We start from the raw sequence: 23715 nt of genomic DNA, 5'->3' as shown, positions 1-23715 counted from the left end.
TCAGCTCGTACCTTGCTGACTATGGAACTCCATAGTCAGCTATCGCGGCCGGTCCGCTCCGGACCTGTCCTCCTCGCGCTCTGCGGCGCGAGCTTCCTGGCAGGCCTCGACCTGTTCGTCGTCAACGTGGCGTTCGACGAGATCGGCGCCGACTTCACGGGCCACTCCCTCGCGGACCTGAGCTGGATCCTCAACGGCTACGCGATCCTCTACGCCGCGCTGCTGATCCCGCTCGGACGCTGGGCGGACAAGGTGGGCAGGCGCCGCGGATTCCTGCTCGGGCTCGGGCTGTTCGTCGCGGCGAGTGCGGCCTGCGCGCTGGCCCCGAACCTGTGGTCGCTCATCGGTTTCCGCGCCGCCCAGGCCATCGGTGCCGCGCTGCTCACCCCGGCCAGCCTCGCCCTGATCCTCACCGTCCTGCCCGCCGAGCGCCGCTCCGCGTCCGTCCGCATCTGGGCCACCGCAGGCGCCATCGCCGCCGCGGCAGGCCCCGTGATCGGCGGCGTCCTGGTCGCCGCATCCTGGCGCTGGGTGTTCCTGATCAACGTCCCGATCGGGATCGCGTTCCTCGTGCTCGCGGCCCGCTCCATCCCCGAGTCCCGCGACCGCGACGCCGACCATCCCGACGTCCTCGCCGCCGCCCTGCTCACCGTGGCGGTCGGGGCGCTCGCTCTCGCGCTGGTCGAGGGGCCCGACTGGGGCTGGTCGAGCGTGGGGGTCCTCGGCGCGCTCGGGGTCTCCCTCGTGTCGGGTGCGGCGTTCTGGATCCGGAACGGCCGCGGCGGCGCACCGATTCTCGACCCCGCCATGCTCCGGGTGCGCAGCTTCGCGTGGTCCAACGCCGCGATGCTGCTCTTCAGCGCCGGGTTCGCCGCCGCGCTGCTGGCGACCATCCTCTGGATGCAGACGGTCTGGGGCTACTCGGCGACGCGCACCGGCATGGCGATCGCGCCGGGCCCGCTGATGGTGCCGGTGTTCGCGATCGTCGCACAGCGGCTCGCCTCCCGGGTCGACGCGGGCCGGATCGCCGCCCTCGGCTGCCTGCTCTGGGGCGGCGGCGCGGTGCTCATGGCGGCGTCCGTCGGACCGGAACCGGCCTACGCGACGCAGATCCTGCCCGGCTGGCTGATCGCGGGCGTCGGTGTCGGCCTGGCGCTGCCGACCATCCTGGCCACCGCCACCGCGGGCCTGCCGCAGGATCGCGCGGCCACCGGCAGCGCCGTGGTCTCCATGCACCGGCAGATCGGCGCGGTCATCGGCATCAGCGCCCTCGTCGCCATCCTGGGCACACCCATCGGATTCGAGTCCACCCGAACGGCTTTCACGCATTCCTGGTGGGCCGTCGCGGCGGTCTCGGCGCTCGCGGCCGCCGCCGCGCTCGGCATCACCGCCCGCACCTCGCCCCCGGAGCGCTCCGCCCCCGCCACCGAGCCCGCGGAGGTATTGCGATGACCACCACCACCACCACCACCGGGTTCCCGACGAGCTTCGACGAGTCTTGGCGGGGGTTCGGCGGCATCCACGGCGGCCTGGTCGTCGCCGCACTGCTCCGCGGCGCCGCCCGCGCCCTCGACGCCACCCCGGTCGCGGTCACTGCCCACCTGTACGCCCCGGTCGCCGCGGGACCGTTGACCGTCGACGCGGAGGTGGTCATGGGTGGACGCTCGGCGGGCGTCCGGGCGCGCCTCGGCGACGCCGCGACAGCGGTCGTTCGGCTGGCCCGGTCCCCCGGCACCACCGTGGCCTGGCCACCCGGTCCCGTGTCGCCGCCCGACGTGGACCCGGAAACACTTCCCCCGCTGGAGATCCCGGTCGAATTCGTGCCGTTCTCGCAGTACCTCGACATCCGGCCGATCAACTCGGCGCGGCCGTTCGCGGGCGGCGAGACACCGGAGTTCGACGTCTGGATCCGCCTGACCGCCGACATCGACCTCACCCCACAGGAGACCGCGGCGGTGCTGCTCGACGCCCTGCCGCCCGGGCTGTATGCCACCCGCACCGCGCCCGTCCCGATCCCCACCATCGAGTTCAGCGCCCACTTCCCACCCGGAACGCCACCCTCGCGCTGGTACCGGCTGCGGCACCGCACCGCGTGGGCGACCGACGACCTGTGCGTCGACGAGGCCGAACTCCACACCGAGACAGGTGAACTCGCCGGACAAGCACGCCAGCTCCGCCGAATCCTCGGCGGCGCCACCACGAAGGAGCAGTCATGAGAGACGCCGTCATCGCCGCCGCCGTCCGCACCCCGATCGGCAAGGGCAAGCCGGGGGGCGCCCTGCACGGGATCCACCCGGTGGACCTGCTCGCGCACAGCCTGACCGCGATCGTCGATCGCACCGGGATCGACCCGGCGCTCGTCGACGACGTGATCGGCGGCTGCGTCACCCAGGTCGACCAGCAGGCCGCCAACATCACCCGTACGGCGCTGCTGGCCGCGGGTTTCCCCGAATCGGTGCCCGGCACCACCGTCGACCGGCAGTGCGGCAGCAGCCAGCAGGCCGTCCACTTCGCCGCGCAGGGCGTCATCTCCGGCGCCTACGACGTGGTGATCGCCTGCGGCGTGGAGTCGATGAGCCGCATCCCCATGGGGTCGAATATCCGCGCGGGCGCCGATCCACGTGGCACCCGGTTCGCCGAGCGCTATCCGGACGGGCTTGTGCCCCAGGGCATCAGCGCCGAACTGATCGCCGCGCGCTGGGGCATCTCGCGGGCCGAGATGGACGAGTTCGCGCTCCGGAGCCATGCGAAGGCGCACCGCGCCACCGTCGGCGGCGCCTTCGCCAAGGAACTCGCCACACTGCCCGAACTCGGCACCGACGAGGCCATCCGCCCCGGCGGCACGCCGGAGTCGCTGGCGGCGCTGCGTCCGGCATTCGCGGACGAGGCGATGGCGACGCGGTTCCCGCAGATCGACTGGGGAGTCACGGCGGGCAACTCGAGCCCGCTCAGCGACGGCAGCGCAGCGGTGCTCATCACCACCAGCGAGACCGCGGCCCGGCTCGGGCTCACCCCGCTGGCGCGGTTGCACAGCTTCGCGGTCGCGGGCGACGACCCGCTGTACATGCTCACCGCGATCATCCCGGCCACCGAGAGGGTGCTGCGGCGGGCCGGGCTCGCGCTGGCGGACATCGACCTGTTCGAGGTGAACGAGGCCTTCGCCTCGGTGGTGCTGGCCTGGGCACAGGAGACCGGCGCCGACCTCGACCGGGTCAACGTGCACGGCGGCGCGCTCGCCCTCGGTCACCCGCTCGGCGCCAGCGGCGCACGGCTGCTCACCACCCTTGTGGGCGCGCTGGAACAACGTGGCGCCCGCTTCGGTCTGCAGACCATGTGCGAGGCTGGCGGCATGGCGAATGCGACGGTGATCGAGCGGCTGGCGTGACATCAACCGAGGTCACGACCCGTCCCGTCACCTTCGGGTGCCGGGACGGCGTCGTGCTGGGCGGGAACCTGTTCGATCCCGCGGTCGCGGCTACGGACGCGCCGATGGTGATCGTCAATTGCGCCACCGGGGTGCTGGCCCGCTACTACCACCGGTACGCGCGGTTCCTGGCCGAGCTGGGCTCGCCGGTGCTCACCTACGACTACCGCGGCATCGGCGAGTCCCGGCCGCCCGGCACGCTGCGCGGCGCCGCGATCCCGTGGCGAGCGTGGGGCGAGCAGGATTTCGACGCGGCGGTCGAGTTCGCGCGGACGCAGGAACCGGACCGTCCGCTGGCCGTGGTCGGGCACAGCATCGGCGGGTTCCTGCCGGGGTTCGCCGCCGGTGCGGTGCACGTGGACCGGATGCTCACCGTCGGCGCCCAGTACGCGTACTGGCGCGACTACGCCCGCCGGAGCCGGGTGGGCCTGCTCGCGAGGTGGCACCTGGCGATGCCGGTGCTCACCGCCGCCTACGGGTACTTCCCCGGCCGCAGGCTCGGCTGGCTCGAGGACCTGCCCGCGGGTGTGGCCCACGAGTGGGCCTTCCGCCGGGCCGCGATGGAGTCCAGCTACCCGCGCGGCGAGCGGGCCGAGGTGCGGCGCCGGTTCGCGGCCGTGCGGGCACCGATCCTGGCGGTGGCCACCACGGACGACGAGTTCGGCACCCCCGCCGCCCTCGAACGGACGCTCGGGTACTACCGGGGCAGCGACCGCGCCCGGGTGGAACTGGACCCGACACTGTTGGGCCACGAGGAGATCGGCCACTTCGGGCTCTTCCACGATCGGCACCGGGACGGGTTCTGGCGTGGCACCGCCGAGTGGCTGCACCGCGGGGTGAACCCGTGGCCGGCGGCCACCGAACGCCGGGCCGAGGCCTGAGTACCCATCGGCGGGAAGGATCCGCCCCGGTTTCCGGGGCGGATCCTTCCCGGGTCGCCGATCAGGGGCGGTCGGTCTCGGATTCGATCTTCGCCCGGATCGCTTCCGCGGCTTCCGAATCCTGGGCCGCCAGCTTCTGGATGTAGTCGACCGCATCGCCGACGGTCCGCAGACCGGCAAGGTCCTCGTCGGGGATCTTCACGCCGTACTTGTCCTCGGTCTGGACCGCGATCTCCACCATGGAGAGCGAGTCGATATCGAGATCGTCGACGAAGGACTTCTCGATCGTCACCTCGGACGGCTCGATTCCGGTGACCTCCTCGATGATCTCGGCGATTCCCGAGACGAGTTCTTCCTGTGTTGCCACTTCCTGGCTCCCTTTCTCACGTGGACCGCTTCGATCGAGCGGTTGATTTCGGGTGGATCAGCGTCGACGGGAATCGGTCACGGGCACACCGTTTCCGGGCCGCGCCTGGTAACGCGGCGTCGTTCCCGGCCGTCGCCGCCGCTCGAGTTCCGGATAGGAGGGATCAAAGATCTCGTAGGTCTCTTCGATCGCCGCGGTGAGCAGCTTCCACACCTGATGTGCGGTCGGGCGCCGACCGGGCCAGCCGTTTCCGAAGAGGTCATCGCCGTCCCTGAGCCCGATCTCACCGAGCGGGAGCGACGTGTGGCTGCCCGCGCATCGCCCGTCCTCCAGGCCCGGGCAGCGCTCGATCAGGTAGCGGCCTCGCCGATCCCAACCGTCCTCGGTCGTCTCGTCGGGCCTGCCCTTCCAGCGTTCCTGTGAGTACACGAGGATCCGCTGGCCGGTTGTCACCTGCAGGTACTCGCGAGCGGCGGTGTCGGCGAGACCGGCCGAGCGGAGGAGTTCGACGTCGATACCGTGGCGGGCCATCCGTTCGTGGCTGACGAGCTGGTCGTCCTCGATGATGAAGTGCTGCCCGGACATGCCCGCGACGTCGACCCACACCCCGAACCTGAGCACCTCGACCTGACCGGCCGCCGACTCGTCGTCGACCTCGGGACCGATCGCCATCGCCCGGATCGACGATTTGCTGACGTCCAGTTCCGCCGCGATCCTGCGGTCGCTCAACCCCTCGGCACGCATGACGGCGATCGCCTCGGCGATCACACTCCGGTACGTCGCATCGGCGATCTCCGCCCGTTCCCGGGCGAGCCGGGCGGCCTCGACGGAGACGCCCACCCGGAACGAATGATGATCTTGCACGGCAGCAGCATGGCACGCAGGCGTCCAAGTGTCCAGCCAATTGGACACTTGGCCATAGCGTCGGACACTACGGCCTGACGGTCGCGGCCAGGTTCATCTGCCCCAGCCACGCGGGCACCTCCCGCGCAACCGAGCTCGGCCCGGAGATGGTGACCCGCCCCGACGTCAGCGCCTGCTCCCAGGACCGGTCCCCGCGCCAGACCTCGATCAGGGTGCGCAGGCCGGTGGCGACGGTGACGGTCACCTCGAAGCCAGGGTCGTAGTCGCAGGCGTCGGCCTCGTCGCCGGTCACGCAGAGCCACCACCGCCCGGCGCGGGCGGCGACGTCGTCGAACTCGAAGGCCACCACGGTGCGACCGCGCGGCCACCGGTCGATCGGCACCGTGCGGCGGATGTCCCACATCAGTAGGTGCGGGTCCAGGTCCTCCTCGCCGAGTTCGCCGATCCAGCGCACGCCCCACGCCCCGAGGGCCTCGACCACGCCGCCGAGCTCCTCACCGCAGGGCGTGAGCGCATAGCTGCTCCGGCCGTCCTCGACGGTCCGGCGGACCACCCCGGCCCGCTCCAGCGTCCGCAGGCGCTTGGACAGCAGCGCGGGCGACATCTTGGGGTTACCCCGCCGCAGGTCGTTGAAGCGGGTGCTGCCGGCCAACAGCTCGCGCACCACGAGCATGGTCCAGCGCTCGTCGAGCAGCTCCATGGCCTTCGCCACCGGGCAGAACTGGCCGTATTCCGACACGGCTTCCTCCTCGGTTTGCCCCCTGACCAGTACACGCCTGGCCCGGCGAGGACGCCAGTACAGATCGTGAACCGCCGGTGGTTCACATCTGGGACTAGAGCTCCCGCCGGGATGGGCCGACGCTGGAAACACCACCACATCCGAGGAGGACTTCATGAGCACACACACCACCGCCGCCCCCGACATCAAGGCCAAGCACCGGGCCATGTGGGCGCTGGGCGACTACCCGTCGGTCGCCGCCGACGTCATCGCGGCCCTCGGCCCGAGCCTGGTCGGGGCCTGCGGCATCAGGGCGGGCGACCGGGTCCTCGACGTCGCGGCCGGTTCCGGCAACGCCTCGATCCCCGCCGCCCGACTCGGCGCCGCCGTCGTCGCCTCGGACCTGACCCCCGAGCTGCTCGAGTCGGGCCGTCGGCAGGCCGAGTCGCTCGGCCTGACGCTGGACTGGCGTGAGGCCGACGCGGAGGCACTGCCGTTCACCGACGACGAGTTCGACGCCGTGATCTCGTGTGTCGGAGTGATGTTCGCACCCCACCACCAGCCGAGCGCCGACGAGCTCGTCCGCGTCCTGCGCCCTGGCGGCACGCTCGGGCTGATCAACTCGACGCCCGAGGGATTCATCGGCCAGATGTTCGCGACCATGAAGCCCTACGCTCCCCCGCCGCCCGCAGGCGCGCAGCCGCCGCCGCTGTGGGGCAGCGAGGAGCACGTGCGCACCCTCCTCGGCGACCGCGTGACAGAGGTCGTGGCGCGCCGCGAGCGGCTGACCGTCGACTGCTTTGACACCGCCGAGCAGTTCCGCGACTTCTTCAAGGCCTGCTACGGCCCGACGATCGCGGTGTACCGGGCGATCGCCGACGACCCCGAGCGCGTCGAGGCCCTGGACCGCGAGCTCGCCGAGCTGGGCCGACGCTTCGACCGCAGCGACGGCACCATGGAATGGGAGTACCTGCTGCTCACCGCCGTCAAGAAGTGAGCGGCTCCGCCGCCCGTGCGCGGTTGACGAGTCCACACACTCGTCAACCGCGCACGGGCGCCGCAGGCGCCTAGAGTTCCGTGACCCAGCCGTGCAGCTCATCGGTGCGCATGGCCGCCGCGTGCCGCTTGCGCAGGGCCTGACCGATCGGTCCCGCGGTGCCGTCGCCGACCACCCGGCCGTCCACCTCGAACACCGGGGCGACGCCCGCGGAGGTGCCGGTGACGAACACCTCGTCCGCGATGTACAGCTCGGTGAGGTCGACGGTGCGCTCGACGACGGGTATGCCGTCCTCCGCCGCGAGAGTGAGCAGGGTCCGACGGTTGATGCCGTCGAGGATGTCGCAGGACACGTCCGGCGTGATCAGGGTGCCGCCGCGGACCAGGAAGATGTTGGCTGCGCTGAGCTCGCAGACGTGGCCGTTCCCATCGAGGAAGATCGCGTCGTCGTAGCCGGCGTCGATGGCGTCCTGCTTGGCCAGCACCGAGTTCACGTACGCCCCGTTGACCTTGGCGCGGGAGGGGATGGCGTCGTCCGGGATCCGGCGCCAGGTGCTGGTCTTGAGCCGCATGCCGTCCTGCGGGACGATCGGCACCGCGTCGTAGACGAACATGCTGACGGTGGTGTGGCAGCCGCGCACCCGGGTGCCGGCGATCGACTCGTCGACGTGCACGGTGGCCCGGACGAACACGTCCTCGGTCGGCGCGTTCGCGGCGACGAGTTCGGTTGCCACCGAGACGAATCGGTCGTAGTCCCACTCGTCGGCGAACCGATCCATCCCGATGATCTTGCAGGACTCGACCATTCGCTGGAAATGGTCACGCAGCCGAAATGCGCTACGCCGGGACCCGTCGACCTGCACCGGGAACACCGTGTACACGCTGAGCCCGTACAGCACAGCCGAGGTGGCGACGCCGAGCGTCGCCTCCGCGACGTCGACGATCCGGTCACCGAAGTACACGCGGGGATGTGGGGTAGCCATGGCACGCCATGCTATCGACCAGGTCGGTACCCCGGAAACCGAATTTCGTGCCGGCCACCTCCCGCGACTTCCGCCTGACTCCCGGCAGACTGTCGGGATGCTCCATTTGCGGATCCTGGCGCCGAGCGACCTGACCGACGAGGCCCTCAGGATCCTCGACGCGGAACCGGCCGTCAGCGGCCTCGCGGTGATGCGCGGCGCCTCGCTGCGCCCGGAGGGCGACGTGGTGTACGCCGACATCGCCAGGGAGGCGGCCAACGACGTGATCGACGAGTTGCGGGCCACCGGGTTGCACCACCGCGGCAGCATCGAGATCGAACCGGTCAACGCGTGGCTCTCCCGCAGCGGATTCGACGCCGAACTGCGCACCCCGGGCAGCAGCGCGGACTCCGTGGTGTGGGCGGAGGTCGCGCAGCGCTCCTACGAGGAGACCGAACTCAACTGGACCTACCTGAGCTTCATGTCCCTGGCGACCCTGCTGGCGGCGATCGCGATCATCACCGACTCACAGATCCTGGTGATCGGGGCGATGGTGCTGGGGCCCGAGTTCGGGGCGATCGCCGCACTCGGGGTCGCGCTGGTGCGGCGCCGGTGGGTGCTGCTCGCGCTCGCGGTCCGCACCCTCGTCGTCGGGTTCGTGGTCGCGATCGCGGTCACGGCGATCCTCGCGGTGGTCGGCAGGGGGCTGGGCTGGGTGACGATCGACGACGTCACCGGTCCGCGGCCCGACACCGCGTTCATCTACAGCCCGGACAAGTGGTCGTTCATCGTGGCGGTGATCGCGGCGGCCGCAGGCGTGCTGTCGCTGACCTCGGCGAAGTCGGCCGGACTGGCCGGCGTGTTCATCTCCGTGACGACGGTGCCCGCCGCGGGAAACGTGGGACTGGCCCTGGCATTCGGCGCCGGTCACGAGATCTGGGGCAGCAGCCTGCAGCTGCTGCTGAACCTGTCCGGCATGGCGATGGCCGGATGGGCGACGCTGACGATTCAACAGGCACTGTGGTCGCGGGTGTCGGTGCGCAGGGCCCGTGCGCTCGACCGGGTCCGCCGGATGCTCTGAGACCTCAGCCGTTCCGTCGGGCCATCTCCGCACCGATCGCGCGCAGGCCCGCGCGCAGCGAAGCCGGCTCCAGCACCTCCACGCCCGCGCCGAGCGCCGTCAGCTGGTGCACCGCAACCTCTTCCGACTCGAGCAGCAGTCCCGCCTCGACCCAGCCGTCTGCGTCCGCCGGGCCCGGGGTCACCCGGGCGGCCTCCGGCCCGATAACGGCGGGCAGCGACCGCCACGCCGCGGGCGCGAGCCGCACCCGGCACGGGTACCGCAGCAGCGACCGGTCGAACTCGGCGGCCGATCGCGCCCACCAGGCCGCCAGGTCGAAGTCGTCCGGTCGTCGGGCGTCCCCGTCGAGGACCACCGCGGCCTCGACCCGCGAGACCCGGAAGGACAGCGCCGCGCCGCGATGCGCGGCGACGAGGTACCAGATGCCCGCCTTCGCCACCAGCCCCAGCGGGTCGAGGGTGCGGGTCACCTCCCGGCCGCCCCTGCGATAGCCGATCCGCACCCGACGGCCGTCGAGCACGGCCCGCGCCACCGTCGCCAGGTGTGGGGCGTTCGCCGCCCGCCCGAACCAGCCGGGGGCGTCCACGTGCAGGCGGCTGCGCCAGAGCTCGGCACCCGCACGCAGCGGAAGCGGCATCGCACCAAGGAGTTTGGCCTCCGCGGCGGCCGTCTGCTCCCCCAGACCCAGGTCCGCAGCCAGACCGGGGACTCCGAGCAGCATGAGCGCGGAGGTCTCGACGCCGGTCATCCCGCTGAGCTTGAACTGCCAGCCGTCGAGGAGCCGGATGCCGCCGCCCGGCCCGCTCTCCGTCCACAGCGGGACGCCCGCGGCCTGCAGTGCCGCGACGTCGCGGTACACGGTGCGCACGGACACCTCCAGCTGCTCGGCCAGCCGCTCGGCGGTGCTACCCGGGCCGCCCTGCAGCCGCAGCATGAGGTCGAGCAACCGACTGGAGCGCACCGGCGAAGCCTATCCCGTAATCACTGACAGAAGATGTCAGTGATTACGGTGCACACTGACCGTCATGACAACCTGGCAGCAGTTCTCCGACGAAGCACCGGCCTTGTCCGAATCCATCGCCGCGCGGCTGCGCGTACACAAGCATCACGTCCTCGCGACGCTGCGGGCCGACGGATCCCCGCGGGTCAGCGGCACCGAGGTGGAGATCTTCCGCGGACTACTGGTTCTCGGGTCGATGGCGGGCGCGATGAAGGTGCGGGACCTGCACCGCGACCCGCGCTTCTCGCTGCACTCCAATCCGGGCCACCACACCATGGAGGGCGGCGACGCGAAGATCTCCGGTCGCGCCCGCGAGCTGTTCGGAGACGAGAAGCAGGCAATCCTCGAGAGCTACGACCAGAACCCCGGCGACGAGGCGCAGATCTTCGAACTCGGCGTCGAGGAGGCGGTCCTGACGACGGTCTCGGAGGACCGGCTGCACGTCGACCTGTGGCGGCCCGGCGCGGGCGTCACGAGGCGCAGCCGGTGAGCGGGCCGGATCTGACCGGAAAGGTGGCGCTGGTCGCGGGTGCCACCCGCGGCGCGGGCCGCGCCATCGCGGTCGAGCTGGCCCGCGCAGGCGCGACCGTCTACGCGACCGGGCGCAGCAGCCGCGAGGCCGGTCGGTCGGAGATCGACCGACCGGAGACCATCGAGGAGACGGGCGATCTCATCGCGGCGACCGGCGGTGACGGTGTCGCGCTGCGGGTCGACCACCTCGACCCGGACCAGGTACGCGCGCTGATCGCCCGCATCGACACCGAGCACGGTCGGCTCGACGTCCTGGTCAACGACATCTTCGGCGGGGACAGATACGCGCAATTCGGCACCAAACTCTGGGAGCACGACCTGGAGGGCGGCCTGCGCATGCTGCGGATGGGCATCGACACCCACGCGATCACCAGCCATGTCGCGTTGCCCCTGCTGATCCGCCGACCCGGCGGCCTGGTCGTCGAGATGACCGACGGCACAGCGGAATACAACGTCGCCTACCGGCACCAGGTGGGCTTCTACTACGACCTGATCAAGGCCGCGGTGCAGCGGATGACCACCGCGCAGGCCCACGAACTGGCCCCGCTGGGCGGCGCGGCGGTCGCCGTCACCCCTGGCTGGCTCCGGTCGGAGACGATGCTGGAGATCTTCGGCGTCGCCGAGGACAACTGGCGCGACGCGCTCGACCGGGAACCGCATTTCGCCATCTCCGAGTCGCCGACCTTCGTGGGCCGGGCGGTCGCCGCGCTGGCCGCCGACCCGGATGTCATGGGGTTCAGCGGAACCGTGGTCTCGAGCGGGCAGCTGGCCGAACGGTACGGCTTCACCGACGTGGACGGCTCGCGGCCGGACTGCTGGCGCTATCTCGTCGAGGTGGCTGACAGGGACCTGCCCGCCAACACCGAGGGCTACCGCTAGCCGGCGTCACCAGGTGAGGTTCTCCTGGCAGTGGCTGCCCTCGACGCCCGACTCGATCTGCACGGTCGCGTGGCCGAGCCCGTGCGCGTCGAGCACGACCTTCGCCGCGCCGAGCACCTGCCGCGAATCCGCCTCGCTGGTCAGGTGCACGGTCGCGACGTCCATGCCGGTGGTCAGCGTCCACACGTGCAGGTCGTGCACGTCCGAGACCCCGGACAGGGCGCGCAGATCCGACTCGACGGCGTCGACGTCGACGTGCGCGGGCGAGGCCTGGGTGAGGATGCGCAGCGCGGCGCCCGCGAGCTTGACCGCGCGGGGCACCACCCACAGCGAGATCAGCACGCCCACCACGATGTCGGCGTACGGCCAGTTGAACACCAGCACCACGGCGCCTGCGATGAGGACGCCGACACTGCCGACGGCGTCCGCGAGCACCTCGAGGTAGGCACCGCGGACCGCGAGGGAGCCCTTGGCGTCGGCGCGCAGCATCAGCATCACGACGATATTGGCCGCGAGCCCGGCAGCGGCCGTCAGCATCAGCGGCAGGCCGGGTACCTCGGGGGCGTCGCCGATCCGTCCGATCGCCTCGTACATCACCCACGCCGCGACGGCCAGCAGCAGCACCGCGTTGGCCATCGCGGTGAGCACCTCGGCGCGATGCCAGCCGAAGGTGCGTGCGGCGGCCTTGGACCCCTGCCTGGCGAGCAGCAACGCCACCAGGCCCATCGACATGCCGACGACGTCGGTGAGCATGTGCCCGGCGTCCGCGAGGAGCGCGAGCGAGTTGATGGTCAGGCCGACCGCGACCTCGAGCGCGAGGAACGCGAGCAGGATCCCCAGCGCGATGACCATCCGGCGGATCCGGCCCGCCGACGGCCCCGCGGCGGTCGGCTCACCCCCGTGGCTGTGCCCGTGCCCAACTCCCATGACGCTCCCCTTCGTGTGGTTCGCGTCCATCATATGCATACATTCGCATATGTGGCTACATCGTCGCCGCTACTGCTCCGGCGGATAGTAGGGATGCGCGACCGTCGGCGGCAGGGTCGCGATGGCCGAGATCCGCTTCAGCCCCGCGACCTGCAGCAGGTCCACCGTCAGCGAGCGGATCTGCGCGAACACCACGGTCGCGGACACGCCCGCGTTCTCCACCAGTTCGGCCTTCGCCCCGGACGCCACCGAGCGCAGCACCCGGGCCGCGTCGGCCTGGTCGGGCTTCTCGCCGGGATCGGCCAGCATCATCCGGCGCAGCACCTCCAGCGCCTGCGCGAGCTTCTCCACCTCGTCGACCAACCGCGGATCGAGGATCTCGTCGTCGCGGACCAGCGTCAGCGACCGTCGCGCGAGCACCCGGATGTTGCGCATCGCGTTGTCGATCGGATCGGCGGTGGCGCTCAGCCGCGCGAGACGTTCGCGCGAGTTCCAGTACAGCGGCGATACCCGGCTGATCTCCCGGCCACCGATCAGGTTCGAGCGGAGCCCGTCGATCGCCGACTGGGTGTCGCGGGCCTTCTGCAGCGCCTTGACGATCGGTTCCGGGTCGTTCTCGACCAGCCCGTCCGCCACCAGCTGCAGCACCTCCCCCGCGGTGCCGAGGATCGCGGCGGCGTGCTGCCGCGCCCGCAGCACCGGATGGGTCGGCACGAACGCGACGACGAGGATCCCGACCAGGCCACCGATGAGGGCGTCGATCATCCGGTCGGGACCACCGCCACGTTCGGGCGGGATCAGCGTCGCGACCAGCACCGCGGAGGTGCCGGCCTGCATCGAGATGATCGGCCCGCCGTCGAGGAAGATCGCCGTCGACATGGCCAGCATCACCACCAGCACGATCTGCCAGGCGCCGGTGCCGATCTGGGAGATCAGCAGGTCACCGATCCCGATGCCGACGGTGACGCCCGCGAGCAGCTCCACCGACCGCCGCAGCCGCGCCCCGAGGGACAGGCCCAGCGAGACGACGGCCGCGATCGGCGCGAAGAACGGATTCGGGTGGTGGATCAGGTCATTGGCGATCCACCAGGCGAGTCCGGCGGCGAGCGCGCACTGCAGGACGGGAAACGCCGACCCGCGCAGCCGTTTGACCGAGGCCCTCAGTCGAGCGCGGCCCCGGTCGGCGGTGAAGAATTGAGGGCTAGCCGAGGCCAAGTGCTTCGGCGGCCCTGGGGTCGCAGTCCTCGAGCAGGTCCAGGCAGCGGGCGTGCTCGTCGGATTCGCCGATCGCCTTGGCGGCCTTGGCCAGTACCGCGACGCAGCGCAGGAACCCGCGGTTCGGCTCGTGGCTGTACGGCACAGGACCGAAACCCTTCCAGCCGTTGCGTCGCAGCTGGTCGAGCCCGCGGTGGTAGCCGGTGCGCGCGTACGCGTAGGCGGTGATCGTCTGATCGTCGGCGAGTGCGGCCTCGGCCAGGTAGGCCCACGCGATGGACGCCGTCGGATGGTCGGCCGCAACCTGCTTGGGGTCCGCCTTGTTCAGGAGTTCGGACTCCGCGTCGTCGTCTCCGGGCAGCAGGGTGGGCTGGGGGCCGAGCAGGTCACCGAAAGAGGTCATGCCGACCATTGTGCCCCGACCACCGGTCGCTCGATAGGCTGCCCACAGTCACGAACAGGAATGGCGAACGAGAGGGCGGACGTGTCGGACCCCAAGAACCCGGAACCCAAGGACTCTGCCGCCCAGAGCGCGGAACCCGGCAGCGACCGGGCAGCGATCGGCGCGGACGCGAAGGACACCGGAAACGCCTCGGTGACAACGCCGGAGACGACGGACGCCGAGGCACAGGAGACCCCCGAGGCCGAGACCCCGGCCACCGAACCCGACATCGCCGGCGATGCCGCTGTCGCTGTCGCTGTCGCTGACGAGGCGGAGGCGGCGGACGGGCATGCGGCCGACGACACGCCGGTCACCGACGCGACGGACGACGTCGCACCGGAGTCGGCGGAGCACACCGAGAAGGACGAGGACCCCGCGCCGGTCGAGACCGTGACCGAAGCGAAGTCCGAGCCCGGAACAGAGCCAGAGGCCGAGACGGGGGCCAAGCCCGAGCCCGACGCCGAGGCTGAGGCGGATGCCGAGGCAGACGCAGAGCCTGAGGCGGAGGCTGAGCCCGAGGCGGACGCCGAAGCGAAGTCCGAGCCCGAGCCCGAGGCGGACGCCGAAGCGAAGTCCGAGCCCGAGGCGGACGCCGTGACCCAGGGCGAGGACGCACCGGCCGAGCCCGAGCCCGAGGCGGACGCCGAATCCAAGGCCGAGCCCGAGCCCGAGGCGGACGCCGAATCCAAGGCCGAGGACGTCCACGCACCGGCCGAGCCCGAGCCGACGGACACGGACACGGACACCGACGCCGATGAGGACGGATTCGCCGCGGTCACCGTCCCGGTGGAGAGGTCGGGCGCGGCATGGAAGCCGCAGGCTCCGACGGCCGCACCGCGAAAGGTCGTGCCCGCAGGCGCCCCGCCCGCGCCCACCACCGCCCCGCAGTCCGCACCCGCGGCCACCGCCGGGACCCCAGACGACGCCACCGTCGCCCTCCCGAGGGTCACACCGCCGCCCGCCGCCCCCGACGACGCCACCGTCGCCCTCCCGAGGGTCACCCCGCCGCCCGCACGGCCCAACGCCGTGGTGCCCCCGACCCAGGTCTCGCGCCCCAAGGCCGCGCCGGCCAAGGTCGGTCCCGGCCGACCCGCACCGGCGGTCCGGCCGCCCGCGGGTGCCTCTCCCATCGCCGCGCCGCCGCGCCCGGCACCTCCGGTCGCGGGGCCCGCCAAGATCCCCGCCCCGGAGCCCGCGTCGAGCGGCAAGAAGCGATGGCCGATCGTCGTCACCGTCGGCGTAGTGCTGGCCGCCGCGGCGGGTGGGGCCTACCTGCTCACCTCGACGGTCAGCAGCAACTCGGCGGAGGACCAGGTCAAGACCGCGATCAACACCTTCGTCGACGCGATCGAGGGCGGAGATCTCGCGACCCTGCGGACGATCTCCTGCGGCGACCTGGCGTCGTACTACGCGCAGATCCCCGATGCCGAGTTCGCCGACGTGTACCGGGTGGCGGTCGACCAGCGGTCGATCCCCGTCGTCGAGAGCATCGACACGGTCTCCATCACCGACGACACCGCGATCGCCCAGGCCACCGTCCACACCGGCGCGGCCCCGAACGAGAGCTCGGCGCGCTCGTTCAACCTGCAGCGCGACGGCGACGCGTGGAAGGTCTGCTGACCTAGCCCGGAAACGACGAAAGTGCAGCTACCGGGGCATCGGCCGAGAGGCCGAGCCGGTAGCTGCACTTTCGTGCGAGCGACTAGCTGCCGGAGACGGAGCGTCCGGCGGACTTGAGGTCGTTGCAGGCCTCGATGACGCGAGCGGTCATGCCGGCCTCGGCCTTCTTGAGGTAGCTGCGCGGGTCGTAGACCTTCTTGTTGCCGACCTCGCCGTCGATCTTGAGGACGCCGTCGTAGTTGGCGAACAGGTGTCCGGCGATCGGGCGGGTGAACGCGTACTGGGTGTCGGTGTCGACGTTCATCTTCACGACACCGAAGTTCAGCGAGTCCTCGATCTCCGACTTCAGCGAGCCCGAGCCGCCGTGGAAGACGAAGTCGAACGGCTGCGAGCCTGCGGCAAGGCCGAGCTTCGCGGCCGCGACCTTCTGGCCCTCCTCGAGCACGGCGGGCTTGAGCTTGACGTTGCCCGGCTTGTAGACGCCGTGCACGTTGCCGAAGGTGGCGGCCAGCAGGTACTTGCCGTTCTCGCCGACACCGAGCGCGTCGACGGTCTTCTCGAAGTCCTCGCTGGAGGTGTACAGCTTGTCGTTGATCTCGGCCTCGACGCCGTCCTCTTCGCCGCCGACCACGCCGATCTCCACCTCGAGGATGATCTTCGCGGCCGCCGAGAGCTTGAGCAGCTCCTTGGCGATCTCCAGGTTCTCGTCGATCGGGATGGCCGAGCCGTCCCACATGTGCGACTGGAACAGCGGGTTCTGGCCCGCGTTGACGCGCTCCTGCGAGATCGCCAGCAGCGGACGCACGAAGCCGTCGAGCTTGTCCTTGGGGCAGTGGTCGGTGTGCAGCGCGATGGTCACGTCGTACTTCGCGGCGATGACGTGCGCGAACTCGGCCAGCGCGACGGCGCCGGTGACCATGTCCTTGACGCCGAGGCCGGAACCGAACTCCGCGCCGCCGGTCGAGAACTGGATGATGCCGTCACTGCCCGCGTCCGCGAAGCCCTTGATGGCGGCGTTGATGGTCTCGGAAGAGGTGCAGTTGATGGCGGGGAAGGCAAAGGAGTGCTCCTTGGCCCGACCGAGCATCTCGGCGTAGACCTCGGGAGTTGCGATCGGCACGGAACTGACCTCCATTTAAAGAGTCGAGGGGCGCATCCCTTGATGTCAGGGGCGCCGGGGGTACATGCAGTATTGCAAACCCCGCCGCGCGTGCCCGACGACTCCTGACCGTCGCCGCCCACCGGCGACCTCACGATTGCCGCCGGCGCCGCGTGCGTTCACCCGGTTCCGACCGGCCGCGGGGCGCGGGCGGGCGAGCCCGCGCCGATCGCCGGTACTCTGGGCCGCGTGATTGTGCAGGCAGCCTCGGAGTCCGTGACCAACCTAGCCCTGATGCCCCAGTGGATGGACCCGATGTATCTGCTGACGGAGTCGTGGCTCAAGAACCTGGTGCTACCGGCGATCCTCACCATCGTCTTCATCGAGACGGGCCTGCTGTTCCCGCTTCTGCCTGGCGATTCGCTGCTCTTCACCGGTGGCCTGCTCGCCGCACAGCCGAACCCGCCGGTCAACATCTGGGTCCTGATGATCGCGGTGCCTGTCGTGGCGATCCTCGGCGACCAGACCGCGTACTGGATCGGTCGCAAGATCGGCCCCGCGCTGTTCAAGAAGGAAGACTCGCGCTTCTTCAAGAAGGAGTACGTGACCGAGTCGCACGCGTTCTTCGAGAAGCACGGGCCGAAGACCATCATCCTGGCCCGCTTCGTGCCGATCGTGCGCACCTTCACCCCCGTGATCGCGGGCGTCTCGAAGATGAACTACCGCACCTTCCTCGGCTACGACATCGTCGGCGGCATCCTGTGGGGCGGCGGCGTCACGATCCTGGGCTACTTCCTCGGCAATGTCGCCTTCATCCGCGACAACGTCGAGGCCATCTTCCTGCTCATCGTCTTCATCTCGATCCTGCCGGGCATCGCCGCGGTGGCCAAGAAGGTGTTGGCCTCGCGCCGCGAACCGGTCGCAGCGACAGCGCCCGAGGTCCCCGTGGCCCAAGACGACCCGACGCCGTAGCCGATGACGCTCGCCGCCGGCAGTTTTGCGCCACTTGAAACCGCCGGGCCGGCGGTGGTGTGGCTGATCGTCCTCGCCTTCGTCTTCCTCGAGTGCGCCGTCATCATCGGCCTGTTCCTGCCCGGTGACTCCCTGTTGATCACAGCGGGCATCGTGCTGGCGGGCCACTCCTCGGGTTCGGCCCACGTGTGGGCGCTGTCCGCGGGTGCCGCCGTCGCCGCCATCGCGGGCAACCAGGTCGGCTACCGGATCGGCCTGCGCACCGGGCACCATCTGGTGGCGCGCCGCGGGGGCCGCTACGTGACGGCCGAGAACCTGCACAAGGTCAACGTCCTGCTGGATCGGCACGGCTTCCTGTCGGTTCTGGTGGCGCGCTGGATTCCGTTCGTCCGGACCCTGTGCCCGCTGGTCGCGGGCGCGGCGGGGATGAACCACCGCATGTACACGGTGGCCAGCAGCCTGGGCGCGCTCGCGTGGGCCCCGGTGCTGCTGCTGATCGGCTACTACGCGGGCGAGTTCCTCCAGCGCGTCCCGTGGCTGATGCCTGCGGTGCTCGCAGTGATGGTGGTGTGCCTGATCGTCGGCACGGTGCTCGGCATCCGGCATTACCGGCAGGAGATGGCAAAACCGCCCGTGGACTACGCCGTCGAGTGACCGCGTCCCCACGGCTTGACCTCAATTGAACTTCAGGTTCAAGGATGTCTCTCAGGACCCGAGCCCAGCGCCCCCGAGAGACCGGAGATCAGCCATGAGCGTCGTCAGGAACCCCCACGCGCTGCCACGGATCACCCGTCCCGGTGCCGGCATCGTCAAGGCCAGTGCTTGGGACGTCGGCACGCCCGAGCGACAGCGGGCGGCGGTCGACGCGATCGCCGCGGCCTGGGGCAAGCGCGACTGGCCCGACGAGCACCTGCTCTCCTACAGCGTCTACATCGGCAATGACGGCGGGACGCTGTTCCACTACTCACAGTGGGCCGACGAGGAGAGCTACCGGATCTGGCTGACGGGGGCGCGGAGCGACACGGTCGCGGAGATCGACGCCGCGGTGCCCGGCATCGAGCGACTCTGGCTGCACACGTACGAGCTGTACCGAAACAGGGGCGGCTCCGCCGGGGACGCCGGCCGGGTGCCGGGCGCGATCATCGTCGTCGACATCGAGTTCGACGGTCCCGACCCCGTGCGCCAGCGGGCCTGGGTGGACGGCGTCTTCGAGGCGCTGGAGAACGACCCCGAGCCGGCCCCCGGCGGGATCTCCGGACACTTCCACGTCAGCGTCGACGGGACCCGGGTGCTCAACTACGCCGAGTGGGAGAGCGCGCAGGCGCACATCGATGCCCTCGCCGGGGGCGAGGGCATCGGCTCGGCGACGCCCGAGTGGCACCGGGTGCAGAGCTTTCCCGGCGTGACCGGTCTCGGCATGAAGCGGTACACGCCCGCGCTCAGCCTGAGCGGCGGCGTCGCGGGGGCGTGAACCGCCCCGCCTCAGTGCTCGTGGTCGTCGAGTTCCCACGCGGGCAACGGATCCGGGTAGCCGACCCACGCACTCGGGCCCGCGGCCAACTCGCCGTCGGTCAGCAGGGCGGTGTCGAGGATCCGCTTCGGCGCGTGCACGTCCAGGCGGACACCGATGAAGACGAGCTCCTGCCCCGGTGGCACCTCGGCGCTCGACCACAGCTGCGCGGGCTCGATCGTCAGGTTCGGCCCCGCCTGCGACCAGATCGCCGCGACCTCGGGCCTGCTGGCGATCCAGCAGAACCCCTTGCTGCGCAGCAACCCCTTCAGCTCCGCGAGCGCGACCTCGAGGCGCGCGGGATGGAACGGCCGGTCGGCCCGGTAGGTGACGCTGCGGATGCCGTACTCCTCGGTCTCCGGGGTGTGCCCACCGGCCAGCTCGTCGTCCCAGCCGGGAGCCCGGGCGGCGAGCTCGGGGTCGTAGAGGCCGGTCTCGAGGACCTCGTCGAGGTCGACGACGCCTGCCACCGTGCGCAGCAGTCGCGCGGACGGGTTCAGCCTGCGCAGCGTCGCCTCCACCGTCCCGGCACCCTTTTCGCTGACGAGGTCGGTCTTGGTGAGCAGCAGTACATCGGCGAATTCGACCTGGTCGACGAGCAGGTCGGAGATGGTGCGTTCGTCACCGTCCCCGGCGACCTCGCCGCGGTCGGCGAGGCGCTGGCCGCGGGTGAGCTCACCGAGGAAGGTCGACGCATCGACGACGGTGACCATCGTGTCGAGCTGCGCCACCTGGCCGAGGCTGAACCCGTCCTCGAACTCCCAGTCGAAGGTCGCGGCGACCGGCATCGGCTCGGAGATGCCGGTCGACTCGATGATCAGCTGGTCGAACCGACCGTCGCGGGCCAGTGCCCCGACCGCCTCGATGAGGTCCTCGCGCAGCGTGCAGCAGATGCAGCCGTTGGTCAGCTCGACCAGCTTCTCCTCGGTCCGGTCGAGGTGCCCCTGGCCGGCAACCAGGGCGGCGTCGATGTTGATCTCGCTCATGTCGTTGACGATCACCGCGACGCGGCGCCCGTCACGATTGGCGAGCACATGGTTGAGCAGGGTGGTCTTGCCCGCGCCGAGGAATCCGGACAGGACCGTGACGGGCAGTTTCTTTGTCGGGGCTGAAGTCATTCCTTAATGGTAATGGTTACCATTTCCGTCTATGCCACCCGTGTGCGCGTCGCACCCCGATGGGGGTACAAATCACGCACCGCCGCCGGGCCCCGGCGTACCTTCACAGGGCACAGGCACCCCGCAGAACCAGACGAAGGGCGGCGATCATGTCCGAATTCCCTCCGATCGCCGACTACGCATTTCTGTCCGACTGCCAGACGTCCGCCCTGGTCGCCCCCGACGGTTCGGTGGAGTGGCTGTGCATTCCACGACCCGACGCCCCCAGCGTGTTCGGCGCGCTCCTCGACCGGTCCGCGGGGTCCTTCCGGTTCGGCCCGTCGCACGTCCAGACGCCCTCGCAGCGTCGCTACCTTCCTGGATCGATGGTCCTCGAGACGACCTGGTGCCTGCCCACAGGAACCCTGGTGGTGCGCGACGCGCTGGTGATGGGCCCGTGGAACGGCACCACCCGGTCGGACGAGTACCGGCGGCCACCGGCGGACCAGGTCGCTCAGGACATGTTGCTGCGCACCGCGGAATGCATCGAGGGCAGCGTCGAGATCACCGTCAATTGCATGCCGCTCTTCGAGTACGGCAGGTCGACCGGCGCGTGGACCTACTCGGGCGAGGGCTACGAGAGCGCGACCTGCTCCGCAGGCGAACTCACGCTGACGTTGACGAGCAACCTCCGACTCACCTTCGGCTCGGCGCGGGCGGGCACCAGGACCGAACTGTCCGCTGGGGATACCGCTTTCGTCGCGCTCTCCTGGAACGGACTTTCCGTCACGAGCCTCGACCAGGCCACCGGCCTGCTCGACGGGACCGACCGGATGTGGCGCGACTGGATCAGAAAGGGCGACTTTCCCGACCACCGGTGGCGCCCGTATCTCGAGCGCAGCGCGCTCACCCTCAAGGGCCTGACCTACGCCCCCTCGGGCGCCCTGATGGCGGCCGCGACCACGTCACTTCCGGAAACGCCTGGCGGCGAACGGAACTGGGACTATCGCTACACGTGGGTGCGGGACTCTGCGTTCATGCTGCACGCCCTGTTCGAACTCGGCTACGACTGGGTGGCCTTCGAGTATTTCGCGTTCCTGATCGACGCCGCGGCGAGCGGTCCGATGCAGATCATGTACGGCCTCGGCGGCGAACGCGACCTGACCGAGCACACCCTCGACCACCTCTCCGGCTACGACGCCGCCCGTCCGGTCCGGGTCGGCAACGGTGCCTGGAGCCAGCGCCAGCATGACATGTGGGGGATGCTGATCGAGTCGGTCGCGACCCACGTTCGGCACGCCAGCCAGCTCGGCCCTCCCGCCTGGGCCCTGGTCACCCAGCTGGTCGACAGCGCGATCGACGTCTACCGCAAGCCGGACCGGGGCATCTGGGAAGTGCGCGGCGAACCCCGGCACTTCACCGCGTCGAAGGTCATGTGCTGGGTGGCGGCCGACCGCGGCGCATCGATGGCCGCGGATCGCGGGGTGGGCGAGCTCGCGGAGCGATGGCGGCAGGCAGCCGACGAGATCCACGCCGATGTGTGCGCCAACGGCGTCGACGCCCGCGGGGTGTTCGTCCAGCACTACGACACCACCGCCCTCGACGCCTCCACCCTGCTGATCCCGATCATGGGTTTTCTTCCCCCGGAAGATGATCGGGTCCGGGCGACGGTACTGGCGATCGCCGACGAGCTGACCACCGACGGGCTCGTCCTGCGCTATCGGACGGAGGAGACGGACGACGGCCTCTCGGGCGAGGAGGGCACGTTCACGATCTGCTCGTTCTGGCTGGTGTCCGCCCTCGCGATGATCGGCGAGGTCGACCGGGCGCGGATGCTGTGCGAGAAGCTGCTCTCGTTCGCCAGCCCACTGCACCTCTATGCCGAGGAGATCGAGTCCTCCAGCGGCAGACACCTGGGCAACTTCCCGCAGGCCTTCACCCACCTCGCGCTGATCGACGCCGTCACCAGCGTGATCAAGGCCGGGGGCTGACGACGGGACCTAGATCGCTCCCGACGCCACGTACGCGGCCTCCATCAGCATCCAGCCGCCGAGCTGCACCGAGAAATCCCGCTCGGCGATGTCGGACGACCGCACGGTGCCGCCGGTGAAGGTGGCGATCCCGTCGCCGAGACCGGGCAGGTGAGCCGGGGCCGTCCAGTCGCGCCCGAAGAGCGGCAGTCCCTCGACCTGGAGGCGGTTCTCCCACGCGACCTCCGCGGAGTCCAGCACGATCTGCGCCGCGGTCCGGCGCGCTCGCACATCGGCCGCGCGATCGCCCGGTAGCTCGGCGGCGACCAGCGCCAGGTAGCGCGCGAGGATCCCGTTGAAAAGGCCGCCGTCCCCTCCCCCGCCGCCGACGATCAGGCCGTCCTCGGTGAGCCGCTTGTCGATGGCCTCGACCAGCGCGTGCACCCGGTGCCGGTGCCGGGGCGCGCCGAGCCGCACCGCGAGCTCGACCTCGGTGCCGAGCGCCACGCCCTGGCAGTAGCTGTAGATCTCGCGGTCGAGCTCCCCAGGGGAATCCGCGTCGTCGGTCCGGATGCCGTCGAACATCAGGCCCGTGAACGGGTCCCGGAGCTTCTCGTCCATCCAGTCCGCGATGGCCTGCGCCCGCCACAGCCGTCCGGTCCGGGCCAGCATGATCGCCGCGGGACCGTTGGCCGGGGTGTTGTAGAAATTGGACCTCTTGCACCACGGGATGCCGCCGCCCTGGTCAGGGGCCCACGCATCGAAGAGCTGGGATTCCAGGTCCTGGATGGCGTTCCGATAGTCGAGGTGGTGCAGTCGCTGCGCACGCTCGAGTGCGATCCCGAGCCAGGCCATGTCGTCGTAGTAGTTGTTCGTCCATCCGCCGATGTTTCGGACCCGATGTGCCCGAGCAATTTTCGTTATGCGACGGCGACGCTTGGGGGTCGGATCGCGCAACGCCGCATCCACGACGCAGTCGAGGAGGTGCGCCTGCCACCAGTAGTGCCAGCTGAAGAAGAGCCGTTCGCGCCGCACCGGCGGCCAGGCCACCACGCCGAGGGCGGTGCCGGGCAGGGCCCACAACCGGCGCACGTGCCGGGAGACCATCGCTTCCTCGGCGGCGTCGGCTCGCTCGGCCCACTGATGCTGCATAACAAACG

General features: G+C 70.5%; 24 protein-coding genes. 13 read left to right on the top strand and 11 right to left on the bottom strand.

The annotated features are described in order from the left end of the window. Nucleotides 1-21: 21 nt before the first annotated feature. From C8K38_RS02305 to C8K38_RS02290, 4 genes are read left to right on the top strand one after another with little or no spacing between them, the layout of a single operon-like run. A complete protein-coding gene (locus C8K38_RS02305; RefSeq protein WP_097210070.1) occupies nt 22-1452 on the top strand; it encodes a DHA2 family efflux MFS transporter permease subunit in 1431 nt (476 codons plus the stop codon). Beyond that, the gene (locus C8K38_RS02300; protein WP_097210069.1) at nt 1449-2216 is read left to right on the top strand and encodes a thioesterase family protein; all 768 of its coding nucleotides are present in this window, start codon (nt 1449-1451) and stop codon (nt 2214-2216) included. The genes C8K38_RS02305 and C8K38_RS02300 overlap by 4 nt, the downstream gene beginning before the upstream one ends. Further along, the gene (locus tag C8K38_RS02295; protein ID WP_097210068.1) at nt 2213-3385 is read left to right on the top strand and encodes a thiolase family protein; all 1173 of its coding nucleotides are present in this window, start codon (nt 2213-2215) and stop codon (nt 3383-3385) included. Before C8K38_RS02300 ends, C8K38_RS02295 begins: the two co-directional genes overlap by 4 nt. Continuing rightward, nucleotides 3382-4305 carry an alpha/beta hydrolase family protein gene (locus C8K38_RS02290; protein ID WP_209928482.1) on the top strand — a complete coding sequence of 308 codons (924 nt, stop codon included), beginning with the start codon at nt 3382-3384 and terminating at the stop codon, nt 4303-4305. The genes C8K38_RS02295 and C8K38_RS02290 overlap by 4 nt, the downstream gene beginning before the upstream one ends. A 61-nt stretch (nt 4306-4366) precedes the next feature. Here C8K38_RS02290 and acpM read toward each other — a convergent pair whose 3' ends face one another. From acpM to C8K38_RS02275, 3 genes are all read right to left on the bottom strand, one after another. Continuing rightward, the gene (gene acpM, locus C8K38_RS02285; RefSeq protein WP_097210067.1) at nt 4367-4672 is read right to left on the bottom strand and encodes a meromycolate extension acyl carrier protein AcpM; all 306 of its coding nucleotides are present in this window, start codon (nt 4670-4672) and stop codon (nt 4367-4369) included. A 57-nt stretch (nt 4673-4729) separates the two neighbouring features. Next, nucleotides 4730-5536 carry a helix-turn-helix domain-containing protein gene (locus C8K38_RS02280; protein WP_143548371.1) on the bottom strand — a complete coding sequence of 269 codons (807 nt, stop codon included), beginning with the start codon at nt 5534-5536 and terminating at the stop codon, nt 4730-4732. A gap of 67 nt (nt 5537-5603) precedes the next feature. Next, a complete protein-coding gene (locus C8K38_RS02275; RefSeq protein WP_097210065.1) occupies nt 5604-6275 on the bottom strand; it encodes a winged helix-turn-helix transcriptional regulator in 672 nt (223 codons plus the stop codon). 154 nt (nt 6276-6429) lie between these two features. Here C8K38_RS02275 and C8K38_RS02270 point away from each other — a divergent pair, with 154 nt between their 5' ends. Further along, entirely contained in the window at nt 6430-7251 is an 822-nt protein-coding gene (locus C8K38_RS02270) for a class I SAM-dependent methyltransferase (RefSeq protein ID WP_097210064.1), read from the top strand. Between the two features lie 70 nt (nt 7252-7321). On the opposite strand, the gene C8K38_RS02265 is transcribed toward C8K38_RS02270, so the two are convergent. Further along, on the bottom strand, nt 7322-8233 hold the full coding sequence (locus C8K38_RS02265) for an aminotransferase class IV (protein WP_097210063.1): 912 nt from the start codon (nt 8231-8233) through the stop codon (nt 7322-7324). Between the two features lie 97 nt (nt 8234-8330). On the opposite strand from C8K38_RS02265, the gene C8K38_RS02260 reads away from it, so the two are divergent. After that, the gene (locus tag C8K38_RS02260; protein WP_097210062.1) at nt 8331-9293 is read left to right on the top strand and encodes a DUF389 domain-containing protein; all 963 of its coding nucleotides are present in this window, start codon (nt 8331-8333) and stop codon (nt 9291-9293) included. Nucleotides 9294-9297: 4 nt separating this feature from the next. On the opposite strand, the gene C8K38_RS02255 is transcribed toward C8K38_RS02260, so the two are convergent. Beyond that, nucleotides 9298-10254, bottom strand: a complete 957-nt coding sequence (locus tag C8K38_RS02255; protein ID WP_097210061.1) for a helix-turn-helix transcriptional regulator — start codon at nt 10252-10254, stop codon at nt 9298-9300. Nucleotides 10255-10318: 64 nt separating this feature from the next. Between C8K38_RS02255 and C8K38_RS02250 the strand changes: the two genes are divergently transcribed. Next, on the top strand, nt 10319-10783 hold the full coding sequence (locus C8K38_RS02250; RefSeq protein WP_097210060.1) for a pyridoxamine 5'-phosphate oxidase family protein: 465 nt from the start codon (nt 10319-10321) through the stop codon (nt 10781-10783). Continuing rightward, nucleotides 10780-11703, top strand: coding sequence for an SDR family oxidoreductase (locus tag C8K38_RS02245; protein WP_097210324.1), 924 nt, complete (start codon nt 10780-10782; stop codon nt 11701-11703). Before C8K38_RS02250 ends, C8K38_RS02245 begins: the two co-directional genes overlap by 4 nt. A 6-nt stretch (nt 11704-11709) precedes the next feature. Here the strand turns inward: C8K38_RS02245 and C8K38_RS02240 are convergent, their stop codons facing one another. The 3 genes from C8K38_RS02240 to C8K38_RS02230 all read right to left on the bottom strand — a co-directional run bounded on the left by C8K38_RS02240 (nt 11710) and on the right by C8K38_RS02230 (nt 14248). Continuing rightward, on the bottom strand, nt 11710-12630 hold the full coding sequence (locus C8K38_RS02240; protein ID WP_097210323.1) for a cation diffusion facilitator family transporter: 921 nt from the start codon (nt 12628-12630) through the stop codon (nt 11710-11712). Nucleotides 12631-12699: 69 nt separating this feature from the next. Beyond that, nucleotides 12700-13794 carry an FUSC family protein gene (locus C8K38_RS02235; protein ID WP_223263884.1) on the bottom strand — a complete coding sequence of 365 codons (1095 nt, stop codon included), beginning with the start codon at nt 13792-13794 and terminating at the stop codon, nt 12700-12702. Nucleotides 13795-13831: 37 nt separating this feature from the next. After that, nucleotides 13832-14248: a DUF3151 domain-containing protein gene (locus C8K38_RS02230; RefSeq protein ID WP_097210322.1), complete on the bottom strand. Its 417-nt coding sequence runs from the start codon at nt 14246-14248 to the stop codon at nt 13832-13834. Between the two features lie 60 nt (nt 14249-14308). Between C8K38_RS02230 and C8K38_RS02225 the strand changes: the two genes are divergently transcribed. Beyond that, complete coding sequence (locus C8K38_RS02225) at nt 14309-15907, top strand: Rv0361 family membrane protein (RefSeq protein WP_097210059.1); 1599 nt, start codon at nt 14309-14311, stop codon at nt 15905-15907. A gap of 82 nt (nt 15908-15989) precedes the next feature. On the opposite strand, the gene fbaA is transcribed toward C8K38_RS02225, so the two are convergent. After that, the gene (fbaA, locus tag C8K38_RS02220) at nt 15990-17027 is read right to left on the bottom strand and encodes a class II fructose-bisphosphate aldolase (RefSeq protein WP_027502545.1); all 1038 of its coding nucleotides are present in this window, start codon (nt 17025-17027) and stop codon (nt 15990-15992) included. Between the two features lie 273 nt (nt 17028-17300). Between fbaA and C8K38_RS02215 the strand changes: the two genes are divergently transcribed. The 3 genes from C8K38_RS02215 (at nt 17301) to C8K38_RS02205 (ending at nt 19449) form a co-directional block, all read left to right on the top strand. Continuing rightward, nucleotides 17301-17978 (top strand): VTT domain-containing protein, encoded by a 678-nt coding sequence (locus C8K38_RS02215; RefSeq protein WP_179800448.1) that lies wholly within the window; start codon nt 17301-17303, stop codon nt 17976-17978. Between the two features lie 3 nt (nt 17979-17981). Next, nucleotides 17982-18632, top strand: a complete 651-nt coding sequence (locus C8K38_RS02210) for a DedA family protein (protein WP_097210056.1) — start codon at nt 17982-17984, stop codon at nt 18630-18632. Between the two features lie 94 nt (nt 18633-18726). Then, nucleotides 18727-19449, top strand: a complete 723-nt coding sequence (locus C8K38_RS02205; RefSeq protein WP_097210055.1) for an antibiotic biosynthesis monooxygenase — start codon at nt 18727-18729, stop codon at nt 19447-19449. A gap of 11 nt (nt 19450-19460) precedes the next feature. Here the strand turns inward: C8K38_RS02205 and C8K38_RS02200 are convergent, their stop codons facing one another. Then, nucleotides 19461-20606, bottom strand: coding sequence for a GTP-binding protein (locus C8K38_RS02200; RefSeq protein WP_097210054.1), 1146 nt, complete (start codon nt 20604-20606; stop codon nt 19461-19463). Between the two features lie 59 nt (nt 20607-20665). Between C8K38_RS02200 and C8K38_RS02195 the strand changes: the two genes are divergently transcribed. Then, entirely contained in the window at nt 20666-22576 is a 1911-nt protein-coding gene (locus C8K38_RS02195; RefSeq protein ID WP_097210053.1) for a glycoside hydrolase family 15 protein, read from the top strand. 9 nt (nt 22577-22585) lie between these two features. On the opposite strand, the gene C8K38_RS02190 is transcribed toward C8K38_RS02195, so the two are convergent. After that, nucleotides 22586-23707: a glycoside hydrolase family 76 protein gene (locus C8K38_RS02190; protein WP_097210052.1), complete on the bottom strand. Its 1122-nt coding sequence runs from the start codon at nt 23705-23707 to the stop codon at nt 22586-22588. Nucleotides 23708-23715: the final 8 nt, after the last annotated feature.

It is taken from the genome of Rhodococcus sp. OK611, assembly GCF_003050885.1.
Lineage (GTDB): Bacteria > Actinomycetota > Actinomycetes > Mycobacteriales > Mycobacteriaceae > Rhodococcus_G > Rhodococcus_G oryzae.
This window is presented reverse-complemented; position numbering and strand designations above follow the sequence as displayed.